The sequence below is a fragment of the Streptomyces sp. NBC_00209 genome (assembly GCF_045206345.1).
Lineage (GTDB): Bacteria > Actinomycetota > Actinomycetes > Streptomycetales > Streptomycetaceae > Streptomyces.
The window spans coordinates 2,712,480-2,728,206 of the sequence record NZ_CP108121.1 but is presented as its reverse complement, the minus strand read 5'-3'; the positions used below and the strand labels follow the sequence as shown (position 1 = coordinate 2,728,206).

The 15,727-nt window shown below is 67.5% G+C and carries 25 protein-coding genes; 24 read left to right on the top strand and 1 reads right to left on the bottom strand.

The features are described from left to right. Positions 1-3 precede the first annotated feature (3 nt). The 23 genes from rplP (at position 4) to truA (ending at position 12,924) form a co-directional block, all read left to right on the top strand. On the top strand, positions 4-423 hold the full coding sequence (gene rplP / locus OG867_RS11990; protein ID WP_018101222.1) for a 50S ribosomal protein L16: 420 nt from the start codon (positions 4-6) through the stop codon (positions 421-423). After that, on the top strand, positions 423-647 hold the full coding sequence (rpmC, locus tag OG867_RS11985) for a 50S ribosomal protein L29 (protein ID WP_014047786.1): 225 nt from the start codon (positions 423-425) through the stop codon (positions 645-647). The genes rplP and rpmC overlap by 1 nt, the downstream gene beginning before the upstream one ends. Continuing rightward, positions 647-931 carry a 30S ribosomal protein S17 gene (gene rpsQ, locus OG867_RS11980; RefSeq protein WP_328901787.1) on the top strand — a complete coding sequence of 95 codons (285 nt, stop codon included), beginning with the start codon at positions 647-649 and terminating at the stop codon, positions 929-931. Before rpmC ends, rpsQ begins: the two co-directional genes overlap by 1 nt. Positions 932-1,031: 100 nt before the next feature. Further along, the gene (rplN, locus tag OG867_RS11975) at positions 1,032-1,400 is read left to right on the top strand and encodes a 50S ribosomal protein L14 (RefSeq protein WP_003966950.1); all 369 of its coding nucleotides are present in this window, start codon (positions 1,032-1,034) and stop codon (positions 1,398-1,400) included. A 2-nt stretch (positions 1,401-1,402) separates the two neighbouring features. Next, a complete protein-coding gene (gene rplX / locus OG867_RS11970; protein ID WP_003966949.1) occupies positions 1,403-1,726 on the top strand; it encodes a 50S ribosomal protein L24 in 324 nt (107 codons plus the stop codon). Then, entirely contained in the window at positions 1,726-2,283 is a 558-nt protein-coding gene (gene rplE, locus OG867_RS11965) for a 50S ribosomal protein L5 (RefSeq protein ID WP_018101220.1), read from the top strand. The genes rplX and rplE overlap by 1 nt, the downstream gene beginning before the upstream one ends. Positions 2,284-2,285: 2 nt before the next feature. Beyond that, entirely contained in the window at positions 2,286-2,471 is a 186-nt protein-coding gene (locus OG867_RS11960; RefSeq protein ID WP_003948630.1) for a type Z 30S ribosomal protein S14, read from the top strand. 224 nt (positions 2,472-2,695) lie between these two features. Further along, positions 2,696-3,094, top strand: coding sequence for a 30S ribosomal protein S8 (gene rpsH, locus OG867_RS11955; protein WP_328901788.1), 399 nt, complete (start codon positions 2,696-2,698; stop codon positions 3,092-3,094). Positions 3,095-3,115: 21 nt separating this feature from the next. Next, positions 3,116-3,655: a 50S ribosomal protein L6 gene (rplF, locus tag OG867_RS11950; RefSeq protein ID WP_328901789.1), complete on the top strand. Its 540-nt coding sequence runs from the start codon at positions 3,116-3,118 to the stop codon at positions 3,653-3,655. A gap of 2 nt (positions 3,656-3,657) precedes the next feature. Then, a complete protein-coding gene (rplR, locus tag OG867_RS11945) occupies positions 3,658-4,041 on the top strand; it encodes a 50S ribosomal protein L18 (RefSeq protein WP_328901790.1) in 384 nt (127 codons plus the stop codon). Positions 4,042-4,087: 46 nt separating this feature from the next. Then, the gene (gene rpsE / locus OG867_RS11940) at positions 4,088-4,693 is read left to right on the top strand and encodes a 30S ribosomal protein S5 (protein WP_328901791.1); all 606 of its coding nucleotides are present in this window, start codon (positions 4,088-4,090) and stop codon (positions 4,691-4,693) included. Further along, entirely contained in the window at positions 4,693-4,875 is a 183-nt protein-coding gene (gene rpmD, locus OG867_RS11935) for a 50S ribosomal protein L30 (RefSeq protein WP_018550611.1), read from the top strand. Before rpsE ends, rpmD begins: the two co-directional genes overlap by 1 nt. A 1-nt stretch (position 4,876) precedes the next feature. Continuing rightward, positions 4,877-5,332, top strand: a complete 456-nt coding sequence (gene rplO / locus OG867_RS11930; RefSeq protein ID WP_018101215.1) for a 50S ribosomal protein L15 — start codon at positions 4,877-4,879, stop codon at positions 5,330-5,332. A gap of 223 nt (positions 5,333-5,555) precedes the next feature. After that, a complete protein-coding gene (gene secY, locus OG867_RS11925; protein ID WP_406290916.1) occupies positions 5,556-6,875 on the top strand; it encodes a preprotein translocase subunit SecY in 1,320 nt (439 codons plus the stop codon). Next, positions 6,875-7,534 carry an adenylate kinase gene (locus tag OG867_RS11920; RefSeq protein WP_018101213.1) on the top strand — a complete coding sequence of 220 codons (660 nt, stop codon included), beginning with the start codon at positions 6,875-6,877 and terminating at the stop codon, positions 7,532-7,534. The genes secY and OG867_RS11920 overlap by 1 nt, the downstream gene beginning before the upstream one ends. Positions 7,535-7,665: 131 nt before the next feature. Continuing rightward, on the top strand, positions 7,666-8,502 hold the full coding sequence (gene map / locus OG867_RS11915; RefSeq protein WP_328901792.1) for a type I methionyl aminopeptidase: 837 nt from the start codon (positions 7,666-7,668) through the stop codon (positions 8,500-8,502). 164 nt (positions 8,503-8,666) lie between these two features. Next, entirely contained in the window at positions 8,667-8,888 is a 222-nt protein-coding gene (gene infA / locus OG867_RS11910) for a translation initiation factor IF-1 (protein ID WP_014047798.1), read from the top strand. 60 nt (positions 8,889-8,948) lie between these two features. Beyond that, on the top strand, positions 8,949-9,062 hold the full coding sequence (gene rpmJ, locus OG867_RS11905; RefSeq protein WP_003956441.1) for a 50S ribosomal protein L36: 114 nt from the start codon (positions 8,949-8,951) through the stop codon (positions 9,060-9,062). A gap of 191 nt (positions 9,063-9,253) precedes the next feature. Continuing rightward, the gene (rpsM, locus tag OG867_RS11900) at positions 9,254-9,634 is read left to right on the top strand and encodes a 30S ribosomal protein S13 (protein ID WP_328901793.1); all 381 of its coding nucleotides are present in this window, start codon (positions 9,254-9,256) and stop codon (positions 9,632-9,634) included. 104 nt (positions 9,635-9,738) lie between these two features. After that, a complete protein-coding gene (gene rpsK / locus OG867_RS11895; protein WP_003948617.1) occupies positions 9,739-10,143 on the top strand; it encodes a 30S ribosomal protein S11 in 405 nt (134 codons plus the stop codon). Between the two features lie 138 nt (positions 10,144-10,281). Continuing rightward, the gene (locus tag OG867_RS11890; RefSeq protein ID WP_019526960.1) at positions 10,282-11,304 is read left to right on the top strand and encodes a DNA-directed RNA polymerase subunit alpha; all 1,023 of its coding nucleotides are present in this window, start codon (positions 10,282-10,284) and stop codon (positions 11,302-11,304) included. 200 nt (positions 11,305-11,504) lie between these two features. Then, positions 11,505-11,981 carry a 50S ribosomal protein L17 gene (rplQ, locus tag OG867_RS11885; RefSeq protein WP_328901794.1) on the top strand — a complete coding sequence of 159 codons (477 nt, stop codon included), beginning with the start codon at positions 11,505-11,507 and terminating at the stop codon, positions 11,979-11,981. An 88-nt stretch (positions 11,982-12,069) separates the two neighbouring features. Further along, on the top strand, positions 12,070-12,924 hold the full coding sequence (gene truA / locus OG867_RS11880; protein WP_328901795.1) for a tRNA pseudouridine(38-40) synthase TruA: 855 nt from the start codon (positions 12,070-12,072) through the stop codon (positions 12,922-12,924). A gap of 158 nt (positions 12,925-13,082) precedes the next feature. On the opposite strand, the gene OG867_RS11875 is transcribed toward truA, so the two are convergent. Continuing rightward, positions 13,083-13,916: a hypothetical protein gene (locus OG867_RS11875; RefSeq protein ID WP_406284885.1), complete on the bottom strand. Its 834-nt coding sequence runs from the start codon at positions 13,914-13,916 to the stop codon at positions 13,083-13,085. A 58-nt stretch (positions 13,917-13,974) separates the two neighbouring features. Between OG867_RS11875 and OG867_RS11870 the strand changes: the two genes are divergently transcribed. Further along, entirely contained in the window at positions 13,975-15,603 is a 1,629-nt protein-coding gene (locus OG867_RS11870; protein WP_406290914.1) for an ABC-F family ATP-binding cassette domain-containing protein, read from the top strand. The last annotated feature ends 124 nt before the right edge of the window (positions 15,604-15,727 follow it).

The following is a 15,727-nucleotide window of genomic DNA, read 5'->3' as shown; positions in this document are numbered from 1 at the left end:
GAAATGCTGATCCCCCGTAGGGTCAAGCACCGCAAGCAGCACCACCCGAAGCGCAGCGGCATGTCCAAGGGTGGCACGCAGGTTGCGTTCGGCGAGTACGGCATCCAGGCGCTGACCCCGGCGTACGTGACGAACCGTCAGATCGAGTCCGCTCGTATCGCCATGACGCGTCACATCAAGCGTGGCGGCAAGGTCTGGATCAACATTTACCCGGACCGTCCCCTCACCAAGAAGCCTGCCGAGACCCGCATGGGTTCCGGTAAGGGTTCCCCGGAGTGGTGGATCGCCAACGTCAAGCCCGGACGCGTCATGTTCGAGCTGTCGTACCCCAACGAGAAGATCGCCCGTGAGGCGCTGACTCGTGCGGCCCACAAGCTGCCGATGAAGTGCCGGATCGTCAAGCGCGAGGCAGGTGAAGCGTGATGTCGGCCGGTACCAAGGCGTCCGAGCTGCGCGAGCTGGGCAACGAGGAGCTCCTCAACAAGCTCCGCGAGGCCAAGGAAGAGCTGTTCAACCTCCGCTTTCAGGCGGCGACTGGGCAGCTCGAGAACCACGGTCGGCTCAAGTCCGTCCGTAAGGACATCGCCCGGATCTACACCCTGATGCGCGAGCGCGAGCTCGGTATCGAGACGGTGGAGAGCGTCTGATGAGCGAGAACACTGTGACTGAGACCAAGACCGAGCGCGGCTTCCGCAAGACCCGCGAGGGCCTCGTCGTCGGCGACAAGATGGACAAGACCGTCGTCGTCGCCGTCGAGGACCGCGTGAAGCACGCGCTGTACGGCAAGGTCATCCGCCGTACCAGCAAGCTCAAGGCCCACGACGAGCAGAACGCCGCCGGCGTCGGCGACCGCGTCCTCCTGATGGAGACCCGGCCGCTGTCCGCCACGAAGCGGTGGCGCATCGTCGAGATCCTCGAGAAGGCCAAGTAATTCCTGAGGGGATTTCCCCTCAGGTCAGTTCCGCCAGGCTCGGCAGGGGCTCCCGCAACGGAGCCCCTGCCGGGAACCGGCAGACGATCAGGAGATAGACGTGATCCAGCAGGAGTCGCGACTGCGTGTCGCCGACAACACGGGTGCGAAGGAAATTCTCACCATCCGTGTTCTCGGTGGCTCGGGTCGCCGCTACGCGGGCATCGGTGACGTCATCGTCGCCACCGTCAAGGACGCGATCCCCGGTGGCAACGTGAAGAAGGGTGACGTCGTCAAGGCGGTCATCGTTCGCACCGTCAAGGAGCGTCGTCGCCAGGATGGCTCGTACATCCGCTTCGACGAGAACGCCGCCGTCATTCTGAAGAACGACGGCGACCCCCGCGGCACCCGTATCTTCGGCCCGGTGGGCCGTGAGCTGCGCGAGAAGAAGTTCATGAAGATCATCTCGCTCGCGCCGGAGGTGCTGTAAGCATGAAGATCAAGAAGGGCGACCTGGTTCAGGTCATCACCGGTAAGGACAAGGGCAAGCAGGGCAAGGTCATCGTGGCCTACCCCGCTCAGGACCGCGTCCTCGTCGAGGGTGTCAACCGGGTCAAGAAGCACACCAAGGCCGGCCAGACCGCTCGCGGTTCGCAGACCGGTGGCATTGTGACGACCGAGGCCCCGATCCACGTCAGCAACGTGCAGCTGGTTGTTGAGAAGGACGGCAACAAGGTCGTTACTCGCGTCGGCTACCGCTTTGACGACGAGGGCAACAAGATCCGTGTTGCCAAGCGCACCGGTGAGGACATCTGATGACTACCACCACCGCGCCGCGTCTCAAGACGCGCTACCGCGAGGAAATCGCCGGCAAGCTGCGTGAGGAGTTCTCGTACGAGAACGTCATGCAGATTCCCGGTCTGGTCAAGATCGTGGTCAACATGGGTGTGGGCGACGCCGCCCGCGACTCCAAGCTGATCGACGGGGCCGTCAAGGACCTCACCACGATCACCGGTCAGAAGCCGGCCGTCACCAAGGCCCGCAAGTCGATCGCGCAGTTCAAGCTGCGCGAGGGGCAGCCGATCGGCTGCCACGTCACCCTCCGCGGTGACCGCATGTGGGAGTTCCTGGACCGTACGCTGTCGCTCGCGCTGCCGCGTATCCGTGACTTCCGCGGCCTGTCGCCGAAGCAGTTCGACGGCCGTGGCAACTACACCTTCGGTCTCACGGAGCAGGTCATGTTCCACGAGATCGACCAGGACAAGATCGACCGGGTCCGGGGCATGGACATCACCGTGGTCACCACGGCGACCAATGACGACGAGGGTCGTGCCCTCCTTCGTCACCTCGGCTTCCCGTTCAAGGAGAACTGACCGTGGCGAAGAAGGCTCTGATCGCTAAGGCCGCCCGTAAGCCGAAGTTCGGCGTCCGGGGTTACACCCGGTGCCAGCGCTGCGGCCGGCCCCACTCCGTCTACCGCAAGTTCGGCCTGTGCCGCGTGTGCCTTCGTGAGATGGCTCACCGTGGCGAGCTGCCGGGCGTGACCAAGAGCTCCTGGTAATTCTCCTTCGCCCTTTGGGCGTTGGGAATCACCGGAGACTCTCGGTAAGCATCTGGTCGGCAGGAGTCCGGCCCCGCATGCCGTAGGCTTGCAGGGTTGGGCGCCTGCCGCCCATGACCGACTTACTACGCCGTAGGTCCCCGCACCGCACCCGTCCCGCCTCTGAGCGGGGAGAGGGATGGCGCATACAGGAAACCCCGGCGAGAGAGGCCGAAGGCCAACTCATGACCATGACTGATCCCATCGCAGACATGCTCACTCGTCTGCGCAACGCGAACTCGGCGTATCACGACGACGTCGCGATGCCGCACAGCAAGATCAAGTCGCACATCGCGGAGATCCTCCAGCAGGAGGGCTTCATCACCGGCTGGAAGGTCGAGGACGCCGAGGTCGGCAAGAACCTCGTTCTCGAGCTGAAGTTCGGCCCGAACCGCGAGCGCTCGATCGCCGGCATCAAGCGAATCTCGAAGCCGGGTCTGCGTGTCTACGCAAAGTCCACCAACCTGCCGAAGGTCCTCGGCGGCCTGGGCGTGGCGATCATCTCCACGTCCCACGGTCTCCTGACCGGCCAGCAGGCTCAGAAGAAGGGCGTAGGTGGGGAAGTCCTCGCCTACGTCTGGTAGTCGGGAACGGAGGAATAGCTCATGTCGCGAATCGGCAAGCTCCCCATCCAGGTTCCCGCCGGTGTGGACGTCACCATCGATGGCCGCACGGTCAACGTGAAGGGCCCCAAGGGCACCCTCGCGCACACCGTCGCGTCGCCGATCGAGGTCACCAAGGGTGAGGACGGCGTCCTGAACGTCGTCCGCCCGAACGACGAGCGTCAGAACAAGGCCCTGCACGGCCTGTCCCGCACGCTGGTGGCGAACATGATCACCGGTGTGACCCAGGGATACATCAAGGCGCTCGAGATCAGTGGTGTCGGTTACCGCGTCCAGGCGAAGGGCTCCAATCTGGAGTTCGCCCTGGGCTACAGCCACCCGATCCTGATCGAGGCCCCGGAGGGCATCACCTTCAAGGTGGAGACCCCCACGAAGTTCACCGTCGAGGGCATCGACAAGCAGAAGGTCGGCGAGACCGCGGCCAAGATCCGCAAGCTGCGGAAGCCTGACCCGTACAAGGCCAAGGGCGTCAAGTACGCCGGCGAGGTCATCCGCCGCAAGGTCGGAAAGGCTGGTAAGTAGCCATGGCATACGGCGTGAAGATCGCCAAGGGCGACGCGTACAAGCGCGCGGCTCGCAAGCGGCGCCACATCCGGGTCCGCAAGCACATCTCCGGTTCGCCGGAGCGTCCGCGCCTGGTCGTGACCCGCTCCAACCGCCACATGGTCGCCCAGATCATCGACGACATCGCGGGCCACACGCTCGCGTCGGCGTCGACCCTGGACGTCTCCATCCGTGGCGGCGAGAGCGACAAGAGCAGCCAGGCCAAGCAGGTCGGCGCCCTGGTCGCCGAGCGTGCCAAGGCCGCAGGCGTCGAGGCCGTCGTGTTTGACCGCGGTGGTAACCAGTACGCCGGGCGGATTGCCGCTCTGGCTGACGCCGCCCGTGAAGCCGGGCTGAAGTTCTAGCCCCGGTTCCTACGCACAGCGGACGTAACAGAGAGAGGTAAATCCAATGGCTGGACCCCAGCGCCGCGGAAGCGGTGCCGGTGGCGGCGAGCGGCGGGACCGGAAGGGCCGTGACGGCGGCGCTGCTGCCGCCGAGAAGACCGCGTACGTCGAGCGCGTCGTCGCGATCAACCGAGTCGCCAAGGTTGTGAAGGGTGGTCGTCGCTTCAGCTTCACCGCGCTGGTCGTGGTGGGCGATGGTGACGGCACCGTCGGTGTCGGTTACGGCAAGGCCAAGGAAGTTCCCGCGGCCATCGCCAAGGGCGTGGAAGAGGCCAAGAAGAGCTTCTTCAAGGTCCCGCGTATCCAGGGCACCATCCCTCACCCGATCCAGGGTGAGAAGGCCGCGGGCGTCGTCCTGCTCAAGCCGGCTTCCCCCGGTACCGGTGTGATCGCCGGTGGCCCGGTGCGCGCCGTTCTCGAGTGCGCCGGCGTCCACGACATCCTGTCGAAGTCGCTCGGGTCCTCGAACCCGATCAACATCGTGCACGCGACCGTGGCGGCCCTCCAGGGCCTGCAGCGTCCCGAGGAGATCGCGGCCCGCCGCGGTCTGCCCCTTGAGGACGTCGCCCCCGCGGCCCTGCTTCGTGCGCGTGCGGGAGCGGGTGCGTAATGGCCCGTCTCAAGATCACGCAGACGAAGTCGTACATCGGCAGCAAGCAGAACCACCGCGACACCCTGCGTTCGCTCGGGCTCAAGCGCCTGCACGACGTGGTTGTCAAGGAGGACCGCCCCGAGTTCCGCGGCATGGTGCACACCGTCCGCCACCTCGTGACGGTTGAGGAGGTCGACTGACATGGCGGAGAACAAGCCGCTGAAGGCCCATGACCTCCGGCCTGCCCCGGGCGCCAAGACCGCCAAGACCCGTGTGGGTCGTGGCGAGGCGTCCAAGGGTAAGACCGCTGGTCGTGGCACCAAGGGCACCAAGGCCCGCTACCAGGTTCCGCAGCGCTTCGAGGGTGGGCAGATGCCCCTCCACATGCGTCTGCCGAAGCTCAAGGGCTTCAAGAACCCGTTCCGCACGGAGTACCAGGTCGTGAACCTGGACAAGCTCGCGACGCTCTACCCCGAGGGTGGAGAGGTCACGGTGGCCGACCTGGTCGCCAAGGGTGCCGTGCGCAACAACCACCTCGTCAAGGTCCTCGGACAGGGCGAGATCTCCGTGGCGCTGCAGGTTTCGGTTGACGCCGTCTCCGGCTCCGCCAAGGAGAAGATCACCGCCGCCGGCGGTACCGTCACCGAGCTCGTCTGAGACAACTCGGACACTTAGGTGACCTGAACATCCGACCGGGGATGCCCTCTCAAATGGGGCATCCCCGGTTGGTCGTTCCTAGGGGGGCATGTACGCCGGTAAGGTGGCGTCCGTTGCTGTGGTATCCCCTGGGCGCACGCGCCCGGGTTCCTTGGCTTTTACGTATCCGTCGATCCTCAAGACCGTCACCTCTACGCTCTGCGCGGGGGTCGCAGGAGGCACCGTGCTCACCGGCTTCGCCCGGGCGTTCAAGACGCCCGACCTGCGCAAGAAGCTGCTCTTCACTCTCGGCATCATCGTGCTCTACCGGCTCGGGGCCCACATCCCTGTCCCGGGTGTGAGCTACGAGAACGTCCAGACCTGTGTTGATCAGGCCAGCAAGGGCAACAACAGTCTCTTCGGCCTGGTGAACATGTTCAGCGGTGGTGCGCTGCTGCAGATCACGATCTTCGCGCTCGGCATCATGCCGTACATCACGGCCAGCATCATTCTCCAGCTGCTGACCGTGGTCATTCCCCGACTCGAGGCGCTGAAGAAGGAGGGGTCGTCCGGCCAGGCGAAGATCACGCAGTACACGCGTTATCTGACGGTCGCGCTCGCCATCCTCCAGGGCACCGGCCTGGTGGCCACCGCCCGCAGCGGCGCCCTGTTCAGCGGCTGCCCGGTCGCCGACCAGATCGTCCCGAACGACTCGCTGTTCACGACGATCACGATGGTCATCACGATGACCGCCGGCACCGCCGCCGTCATGTGGCTCGGTGAGCTCATCACCGACCGCGGCATCGGCAACGGCATGTCGATCCTGATGTTCATCTCGATCGCCGCGACCTTCCCGTCGGCCATGTGGGCCATCAAGACCAGCGGCAAGCTGGCGGACGGCTGGATCGAGTTCTTCACCGTCATCCTGGTCGGCTTCGTCATGGTGGCCCTCGTCGTCTTCGTCGAACAGGCCCAGCGCCGTATCCCGGTGCAGTACGCGAAGCGCATGATCGGACGCCGTTCGTACGGTGGAACCTCCACCTACATCCCGCTGAAGGTGAACCAGGCGGGTGTGATCCCCGTCATCTTCGCTTCTTCGCTGCTCTACATCCCGGCCCTGATCGTCCAGTTCTCCAACTCCAAGGCGGGCTGGGCCATCTGGATCCAGGACAACCTGACCAAGGGCACCCACCCGTACTACATGACGGCGTACTTCCTGTTGATCGTGTTCTTCGCCTTCTTCTACGTGGCGATCTCGTTCAACCCCGAGGAAGTCGCCGACAACATGAAGAAGTATGGTGGCTTCATCCCGGGTATCCGGGCTGGTCGACCTACTGCCGAGTACCTGAGCTACGTGCTCAACAGGATCACTTGGCCGGGCTCGCTGTACCTGGGTCTGATCGCTCTGGTGCCGACGATGGCGTTGGCAAGCTTCGGTGGCGCTAACCAGAACTTCCCGTTCGGCGGGACGAGCATCCTGATCATCGTGGGTGTGGGTCTGGAGACCGTGAAGCAGATCGAGAGTCAGCTCCAGCAGCGCAATTACGAAGGGTTCCTCCGCTGATGCGAATCGTCCTCGTCGGCCCGCCGGGTGCCGGCAAGGGAACGCAGGCCGCGTACCTTGCCAAGAACCTGTCGATTCCGCACATCTCCACGGGCGACCTCTTCCGCGCCAACATCAGCCAGGGCACCGACCTTGGCAAGCAGGCCCGCGCCTACATGGACGCGGGGCAGCTGGTGCCGGACGAGGTGACGATCGGGATGGCCAAGGACCGCATGTCCCAGCCGGACGCGGTCAACGGCTTCCTGCTCGACGGCTTCCCGCGCAACGTGGGTCAGGCCGAGGCTCTGGATGTGATGCTCAAGGACGAGGGCGTGAAGCTGGACGCCGTGCTCGACCTGGAGGTCCCCGAGGACGAGGTCGTGAAGCGGATCGCGGGTCGCCGCATCTGCCGCAACGACAGCGCGCACGTCTTCCACGCCACGTACAACCCGCCGAAGACCGAGGGTGTCTGCGACACCTGCGGCGGCGAGCTGTACCAGCGTGACGACGACAGCGAGGAGACGGTGCGTACCCGGCTGGAGGTCTACCACACGCAGACCGAGCCGATCATCGACTACTACCGGGCACAGGACCTGGTGGTCACCATCTCCGCGCTCGGCAAGGTCACCGACGTGACCGACCGGGCCATGGAGGCGCTGAAGAAGTCCGCGGAGGACTGAGCGCCCACCTCCTGCAGTACGCGCAGTACAAGCCGGCCGCGGCGTCCTCGGACGCCGCGGCCGACTGCTTGCCGCCGCGTATCGTGGAAGACCCGCCCCCCGTCACCGTCCCACCGGAAAGGCGCCGCAGCATGGTGCAGATCAAGACCCCCGAGCAGATCGCGAAGATGCGCGAGGCGGGGCTGGTGGTCGCCGCCATCCACGCGGCCACCCGTGAGGCGGCGGTGCCCGGCGCCACCACCCGTGACCTGGACCAGGTCGCCCGCAAGGTGATCGCCGACCACGGCGCGAAGTCGAACTTCCTCGGGTACGGCGGATTCCCCGCGACCATCTGCACCTCGGTCAACGAGGTCGTCGTCCACGGCATCCCGGACGACAGGACGGTCCTCAAGGACGGCGACATCATCTCCATCGACGCCGGCGCGATCGTGGACGGCTGGCACGGCGACGCCGCGTACACCGCCTTCGTGGGCACGGGGCACGCGCCGGAGCTGGTCGAGCTCTCCCGGGTGACCGAGGAGTCGATGTGGGCCGGCATCGCCGCGATGAAGGTCGGCAACCGCCTGGTCGACATCTCGAAGGCGATCGAGTCCTACATCCGTCGCCAGCCCCGCCCCGCCACCGGCAAGTACGGGATCGTCGAGGACTACGGCGGGCACGGCATCGGCACCGAGATGCACATGGATCCGCACCTGCTGAACTACGTCTCCCGCAAGCGCGGCAAGGGGATCAAGCTGGTCCCGGGCCTCTGCCTGGCCATCGAGCCCATGGTCTCGCTGGGCACCCCGCACACCGAGGTGCTGGAGGACGAGTGGACCGTCATCACCACGGACGGCACCTGGTCCTCGCACTGGGAGCACTCCATCGCCCTCACGGAGCAGGGCCCGCTGGTCCTCACCGCCCCGGACTGCGGCCGCGAGAAGCTGGCGCAGTACGGGGTCGAGGCCGCTCCGGACCCCCTGGTGTGATCCGTCGCCCCCGGGAGGTCTAAGGATCTCCTGGGATGGGCAAACTTGACGGATTCGCCTTTGGGAGTCCGCTGACGTAGACTGACTCGTCGGCTCTCGTGCATCCGTGTGTCCGCATACGGAGAACGAAAGTCGATCAAGGTAGCCGATTCGAAGGGCGAAGCGTGGCCAAGAAGCAAGGTGCCATCGAGATTGAGGGCACCGTGATCGAGTCCCTCCCGAACGCCATGTTCAGGGTGGAGCTCCAGAACGGTCACAAGGTCCTCGCGCACATCAGCGGCAAGATGCGTATGCACTACATCCGCATCCTCCCGGATGACCGGGTCGTCGTGGAGCTCTCTCCGTACGACCTGACGCGTGGCCGGATCGTCTACCGCTACAAGTAGATCTTGCCGCCGTCCGCACCCGTGCGGGCGTGGGCACTGACCCGGAGAACCTGACATCCCATGAAGGTCAAGCCGAGCGTCAAGAAGATCTGCGACAAGTGCAAGGTGATCCGCCGTCACGGCCGGGTCATGGTCATCTGCGACAACCTGCGCCACAAGCAGCGCCAGGGCTGACGCACGACCCCCTGCATCTCGCAGTTCGCGCGACGCACGTAACACGTACATACGCAGAGCCCGTCCAAGCCACGGCTGACGGCACCTCCGGCGGGGGCCGGGGACCCGGACGTACCACCTCTCCCAGCGAGGGGTCGGCGGCCGGGAGTGGCTCTGCGGAAGACCCCCGACTTAACAACTGGAGCCATTGAATGGCACGCGTTTCAGGTGTTGACATCCCGCGCGAAAAGCGCGTGGAGGTTGCCCTCACCTACGTCTTCGGTATCGGGCGCACCCGGTCCAAGGAGATCCTCGCCTCCGCCGGCGTGAACCCGGACACCCGTGTTCGCGACCTGGCCGAAGAGGACCTGGTCAAGATCCGCGAGTACGTGGACGCCAACCTCCGCACCGAGGGTGACCTCCGCCGCGAGATCCAGGCCGACATCCGCCGCAAGGTCGAGATCGGCTGCTACCAGGGCATCCGCCACCGTCGCGGTCTGCCGGTCCACGGCCAGCGCACCAGCACCAACGCCCGTACCCGCAAGGGTCCGCGTCGCGCGATCGCCGGCAAGAAGAAGCCCGGCAAGAAGTAGTCCTCAGCGGACGCACTGCGGGCGACCGGACACCCGGCCTCCGCAGCAACCAGCGGTCTTCGCTGTAGGACCGATCACCTCCCCTCTCCATCTGGAGTCAAGACATGCCCCCCAAGGGTCGTCAGGGCGCAGCCAAGAAGGTGCGTCGCAAGGAAAAGAAGAACGTCGCTCACGGCCACGCGCACATCAAGAGCACGTTCAACAACACGATCGTCTCGATCACGGACCCCACGGGCAACGTGATCTCCTGGGCCTCCGCCGGCCACGTCGGCTTCAAGGGCTCGCGCAAGTCCACCCCCTTCGCCGCGCAGATGGCCGCCGAGTCGGCCGCCCGCCGCGCGCAGGAGCACGGCATGCGCAAGGTCGACGTCTTCGTGAAGGGTCCGGGCTCCGGCCGCGAGACCGCGATCCGCTCCCTCCAGGCCACGGGCCTTGAGGTCGGTTCGATCCAGGACGTCACCCCGACGCCGCACAACGGCTGCCGTCCGCCGAAGCGTCGCCGCGTCTGAGTCGTCACGGCCGGTGACGGCCGTGCGCCAGTAGCGCCGGGTCCGGGCGGTACGCCTCTTCCGAGGCGTACCGCCCGTACCCTTGTTACATCTGTCGGGCATCAAATAGTGGGTGCCCCCGACTGAAGGATTCACATCATGCTGATCGCTCAGCGTCCGTCGCTGACCGAAGAGGTCGTGGACGAGTTCCGCTCGCGGTTCGTCATCGAGCCGCTGGAGCCCGGCTTCGGCTACACGCTCGGCAACTCCCTGCGCCGCACGCTCCTCTCCTCGATTCCGGGTGCCGCTGTCACCAGCATCCGCATCGACGGTGTCCTGCACGAGTTCACCACCGTGCCGGGCGTCAAGGAGGACGTGACCGACCTCATCCTCAACATCAAGCAGCTGGTCGTCTCCTCGGAGCACGACGAGCCCGTCGTGATGTACCTGCGCAAGCAGGGCCCCGGCCTGGTCACCGCCGCGGACATCGCTCCGCCGGCCGGTGTCGAGGTGCACAACCCGGACCTCGTCCTCGCCACGCTGAACGGCAAGGGCAAGCTGGAGATGGAGCTGACCGTCGAGCGCGGTCGCGGCTACGTCTCCGCCGTCCAGAACAAGCAGGTGGGCCAGGAGATCGGCCGGATCCCGGTCGACTCCATCTACTCGCCGGTGCTCAAGGTCACGTACAAGGTCGAGGCGACCCGTGTCGAGCAGCGCACCGACTTCGACAAGCTGATCGTCGACGTCGAGACCAAGCAGGCCATGCGTCCGCGTGACGCGATGGCTTCGGCCGGTAAGACCCTGGTCGAGCTGTTCGGTCTGGCGCGCGAGCTCAACATCGACGCCGAGGGCATCGACATGGGCCCGTCGCCGACGGACGCCGCGCTCGCGGCGGATCTGGCGCTGCCGATCGAGGAGCTGGAGCTCACGGTCCGCTCGTACAACTGCCTCAAGCGCGAGGGCATCCACTCGGTGGGCGAGCTGGTGGCCCGCTCCGAGGCGGACCTGCTCGACATCCGCAACTTCGGTGCGAAGTCGATCGACGAGGTCAAGGCGAAGCTGGCCGGTATGGGCCTGGCGCTGAAGGACTCGCCTCCCGGCTTCGACCCGACCGCCGCCGCTGACGCCTTTGGCGCCGAGGACGACGCGGATGCCGGTTTCGTGGAGACCGAGCAGTACTAGTACGCCTCCCGGCTGGGGTGCCCGTGTGGGTGCCCCGGTCCGGGCGAGGGCTTTTGTCCTCAATCGCCGGACGGGCTTGAATTGGGCTGATGCCCGATGTCCAGTGCGGACGGCGTTTTCACACTTCCGCGCGGCGGCCGCCGCGTGGGAACTGACATCGGTACCTGATACGGCCGGTGCAGCACACAAGGAGAAAACCCATGCCGAAGCCCGCCAAGGGTGCCCGTCTGGGCGGCAGCGCCGCGCACGAGAAGCTTCTTCTCAACAACCTCGCGAAGTCGCTGTTCGAGCACGGCCGCATCACCACGACCGAGGCCAAGGCCCGCCGCCTGCGTCCGGTCGCGGAGCGTTTCATCACCAAGGCGAAGAAGGGCGACATCCACAACCGTCGCCTGGTGCTGCAGTCGATCACGGACAAGGGCATCGTGCACACGCTCTTCACCGAGATCGCCCCGCGGTACGAGAACCGCCCCGGTGGTTACACCCGCATCACCAAGATCGGCAACCGTCGTGGCGACAACGCCCCGATGGCCGTCATCGAGCTGGTCGAGGCGCTGACCGTGGCGCAGCAGGCCACCGGTGAGGCCGAGGCCGCCACCAAGCGTGCGGTCAAGGAAGACGCGGCCAAGAAGGACGAGACCCCGGTCGAGTCCGTCGAGGACGCGCAGGACGCCTGAGCGTTCCGGAACCACTGAACGGGTCCGCATCACCCTCCGGGGCGGTGCGGGCCCGTTCGGCTGTGCGGGATCTTGAGAGGATGCGCTGGTGAGTGACGAGGTGGAGCCCGGTTCCGTACGGGTACGGCTGGACCTGGCCTATGACGGCAAGGACTTCTCGGGCTGGGCGAAGCAGACCGCGCGGCGGACGGTCCAGGGCGAGATCGAGGACGCGCTGCGGACCGTGACCCGCTCCTCGCGCACGTACGACCTGACGGTGGCCGGCCGCACCGACGCCGGGGTGCACGCCCGGGGCCAGGTCGCCCACGTCGACCTGCCGGAAGAGGTGTGGGCCGAGCACGCCGAGAAGCTGCTGCGGCGGCTCGCCGGGCGGATGGCCCCCGATGTGCGGGTCTGGCGGATCGCGGAGGCGCCGCCCGGGTTCAACGCCCGGTTCTCCGCGCTGTGGCGCCGGTACGCGTACCGCATCGCCGACCGCCCCGGCGGCGTCGACCCCCTCGTCCGGGGCCATGTGCTCTGGCACGACCGGCCGCTGGACGTGGCCGCGATGAACGCCGCCGCGGCGCGGATGACCGGGGAGCACGACTTCGCGGCGTACTGCAAGAAGCGCGAGGGCGCGACGACCATCCGGACGCTCCAGAAGCTGCACTGGGTGCGGGACGCGGAGACCGGGATCATCACCGGGACCGTGCAGGCGGACGCGTTCTGCCACAACATGGTGCGGGCGCTGGTCGGGGCGATGCTCTTCGTCGGCGACGGGCGGCGCCCCGACCCGTGGCCGGCCGAGGTGCTGGCCGCCGGGGTGCGCGACCCCGGGGTGCACGTGGTGCGGCCGCACGGGCTGACGCTGGAGGAGGTCGCGTACCCGGCGGACGAGCTGCTGGCGGCGCGCGCGGTGGAGGCCCGCAACGTGCGGACGCTGCCGGGTGCCTCCTGCTGCTAGGGCCTTTCGTTTGGATCAGGCTGGGCTCGCGGGGCGTGGCACGCGTGTCTGCGGCGTTGTCGTCGGTTGCCAACGCTCCGCGTTGTCGCCCTCCTCCGCCTTGCAGCCACACGCACCACGCCCCGCTCCCTGATCCAGCCTGATCCAAACGAAAGGCCCTAGGTCGTCGTGATGTCGGCGGCGGCGGACGCCTGGACCTCGCCGCGGTGGCGGATCCGGCGGAACGTGTAGTCCGTCAGGTCGTCGCTGGTCGTGTACACGGCCTTGTCGGCCTTGGTGGCGTCGCGGCCGTCCGTGAAGCCGCCGACCATGAAGTACGCGTACCGGCCGTACGAGTTCGCCGTACGGCGGCAGATCACGCCGTCGCGGCAGAAGACCGGGACACCCGACCCGCTCAGCGAGGCCAGGCCGCCGGTCGCCAGCCGCGCGGTCCGCTTCGCCTGGGCCTCCGTGTCGAAGACCGCGATGCCGACGGTGACCGCCACGCCGTCCCGGCTGTACGTGGCCCGGATGACCTGGTCGCAGCCGTTGGCGGTGAGGACGGCACCCAGCGCGCCCTGGGTGGTCGCCGCGCACTGCTGGGTGCGGTGGGTCGCGCCCCTGGCGTACGTACGGCCTCCGGCGGTCAGCCTGTCGTCGGGGAAGAAGGCGTCGACGTCGACCGGCAGCCGGTCCTTCTTCACGTCGGCTATGTAGTCCCGGGGGTCCGGCGGGGGCGGGGGCGCCACCGACGAGAAGGACGGCTCGGGCACGGGCAGCTCGCTCGCGCGCTTCCCGGCGGAGATGCCCCCTCCGTCGCCGCTCGCGTAGATCACCGCGGAGGCCACGACCGCGGCGACGGCCGCCGTGGCGAGGGCTCCGCCGCCGATCAGCAGCCACTTCTTACGCCGGGCCCGGGCCGCGGAGGCATCGGCCAGCGCCTCCCAGTCGGGAGTGCCGCCGCTCCCCGGCTCCTCGGGCCCCTGAAAGGGCCCCCCGTCCCCAAAGCTCATGCCGCGCATCCTAGACGCCGCGTAATCCGGTTGGGTCAATCCTCCGGCGCCCGTGACAATGCTCTGTATGGGACATCTCGAAGCGGGCCACCTTGAGTACTACCTTCCGGACGGGCGGGTGCTGCTCGGCGATGCCTCGTTCCGGGTGGCCGACGGTGCCGTCGTCGCCCTCGTCGGGGCGAACGGGGCCGGGAAGACCACGTTGCTGCGGCTGCTCGCCGGGGAGCTCCAGCCGCACGGCGGCTCGGTGTCGGTGAGCGGCGGGCTCGGCGTGATGCGCCAGTTCGTCGGCTCGGTCCGCGACGGGCGCACCGTCCGTGACCTGCTGGTCTCCGTCGCGCAGCCCCGGATCCGGGAGGCCGCGCTCGCCGTCGACCGGGCCGAGGAGCGCATCCTCACCGTGGACGACGAGGCCGCGCAGATGGCGTACGCGCAGGCGCTGAGCGACTGGGCGGAGGCGCGCGGCTACGAGGCCGAGACGGTGTGGGACATGTGCACCACGGCCGCGCTGGGCGTCCCGTACGAGAAGGCGCAGTGGCGCGAGGTGGGCACGCTGTCCGGCGGTGAGCAGAAGCGGCTGGTCCTGGAGGCCCTGCTGCGGGGGCCCGACGAGGTGCTGCTCCTGGACGAGCCGGACAACTATCTCGACGTGCCCGGCAAGCGGTGGCTGGAGGAGCGGCTGAAGGAGACCCGTAAGACGGTGCTCTTCGTCTCCCACGACCGGGAGCTGCTGTCCCGCGCCGCGCAGAAGATCGTCAGCGTGGAGCCGGGCCCGGCCGGCAGCGACGTCTGGGTGCACGGTGGCGGGTTCGACACGTACCACCAGGCCCGCAAGGAGCGGTTCGCCCGCTTCGAGGAGCTGCTGCGGCGCTGGGAGGAGGAGCACAAGCGGCTGAAGGCCCTCGTGCACCGGCTGCGCCAGCAGGCGGCGATCAGCCCCGACATGGCGAGCCGCTACCACGCGATGCAGACCCGGTTCCGGAAGTTCGAGGAGGCGGGCCCGCCGCCGGAGCCGCCGCGCGAGCAGGACATCCGGATGCGGCTGCGCGGCGGCCGGACCGGGGTGAGGGCGGTGACCTGCAAGAACCTGGAGCTCACGGGCCTGATGAAGCCGTTCGACCTGGAGGTCTACTACGGGGAACGGGTCGCGGTCCTCGGCTCCAACGGGTCCGGCAAGTCGCACTTCCTGCGGTTGCTGGCGGGCGAGCCCGTCACGCACACGGGGGAGTGGAAGCTCGGTGCGCGGGTGGTCCCCGGGCACTTCGCGCAGACCCACGCCCACCCGGAGCTGCTGGGGCGCACGCTGGTCGACATCCTGTGGACCGAGCACGCGAAGGACCGGGGCGGCGCGATGTCCGTACTGCGCCGCTACGAGCTGGAGCGCCAGGGGGACCAGGCGTTCGAGAAGCTGTCCGGCGGGCAGCAGGCCCGGTTCCAGATCCTGCTCCTGGAGCTGTCCGGCACGACCGCGCTGCTGCTGGACGAGCCGACGGACAACCTGGACCTGGAGTCGGCGGAGGCGCTGCAGGACGGTCTGGAGGCGTACGAGGGCACGGTGCTCGCGGTGACGCACGACCGGTGGTTCGCGAAGAGCTTCGACCGCTACCTGGTCTTCGGCTCGGACGGGGTCGTCCGCGAGACCTCGGAGCCGGTGTGGGACGAGCGGCGGGTCGAGCGGGCGCGGTAGCGGCGAGCGCGTTTTGACCCGTCCGGGGCGGGGCGGGTATTCTCGACCTTTGTTATGCGTATGGGCTGCGCCGTCATGGCGCGAGGAGCCCGTGCGCAGGTTCTCTGGAGCAGTTACCAGTGGT

Coding starts and splice junctions, on each gene's coding strand:
- rplF (WP_328901789.1), top strand. CDS start 3,116: ATGTCGCGAATCGGCAAGCTCCCCATCCAGGTTCCCGCCGGTGTGGAC.
- rpsH (WP_328901788.1), top strand. CDS start 2,696: ATGACCATGACTGATCCCATCGCAGACATGCTCACTCGTCTGCGCAAC.
- rplQ (WP_328901794.1), top strand. CDS start 11,505: ATGCCGAAGCCCGCCAAGGGTGCCCGTCTGGGCGGCAGCGCCGCGCAC.
- map (WP_328901792.1), top strand. CDS start 7,666: ATGGTGCAGATCAAGACCCCCGAGCAGATCGCGAAGATGCGCGAGGCG.
- rpsK (WP_003948617.1), top strand. CDS start 9,739: ATGCCCCCCAAGGGTCGTCAGGGCGCAGCCAAGAAGGTGCGTCGCAAG.
- rpmD (WP_018550611.1), top strand. CDS start 4,693: ATGGCCCGTCTCAAGATCACGCAGACGAAGTCGTACATCGGCAGCAAG.
- OG867_RS11890 (WP_019526960.1), top strand. CDS start 10,282: ATGCTGATCGCTCAGCGTCCGTCGCTGACCGAAGAGGTCGTGGACGAG.
- OG867_RS11875 (WP_406284885.1), bottom strand. CDS start 13,916: ATGAGCTTTGGGGACGGGGGGCCCTTTCAGGGGCCCGAGGAGCCGGGG.
- rpmC (WP_014047786.1), top strand. CDS start 423: ATGTCGGCCGGTACCAAGGCGTCCGAGCTGCGCGAGCTGGGCAACGAG.
- rplE (WP_018101220.1), top strand. CDS start 1,726: ATGACTACCACCACCGCGCCGCGTCTCAAGACGCGCTACCGCGAGGAA.
- OG867_RS11920 (WP_018101213.1), top strand. CDS start 6,875: ATGCGAATCGTCCTCGTCGGCCCGCCGGGTGCCGGCAAGGGAACGCAG.
- rpsM (WP_328901793.1), top strand. CDS start 9,254: ATGGCACGCGTTTCAGGTGTTGACATCCCGCGCGAAAAGCGCGTGGAG.
- OG867_RS11870 (WP_406290914.1), top strand. CDS start 13,975: ATGCTCTGTATGGGACATCTCGAAGCGGGCCACCTTGAGTACTACCTT.
- rplR (WP_328901790.1), top strand. CDS start 3,658: ATGGCATACGGCGTGAAGATCGCCAAGGGCGACGCGTACAAGCGCGCG.
- rplX (WP_003966949.1), top strand. CDS start 1,403: ATGAAGATCAAGAAGGGCGACCTGGTTCAGGTCATCACCGGTAAGGAC.
- rplO (WP_018101215.1), top strand. CDS start 4,877: ATGGCGGAGAACAAGCCGCTGAAGGCCCATGACCTCCGGCCTGCCCCG.
- rpsQ (WP_328901787.1), top strand. CDS start 647: ATGAGCGAGAACACTGTGACTGAGACCAAGACCGAGCGCGGCTTCCGC.
- rpsE (WP_328901791.1), top strand. CDS start 4,088: ATGGCTGGACCCCAGCGCCGCGGAAGCGGTGCCGGTGGCGGCGAGCGG.
- rplP (WP_018101222.1), top strand. CDS start 4: ATGCTGATCCCCCGTAGGGTCAAGCACCGCAAGCAGCACCACCCGAAG.
- rpmJ (WP_003956441.1), top strand. CDS start 8,949: ATGAAGGTCAAGCCGAGCGTCAAGAAGATCTGCGACAAGTGCAAGGTG.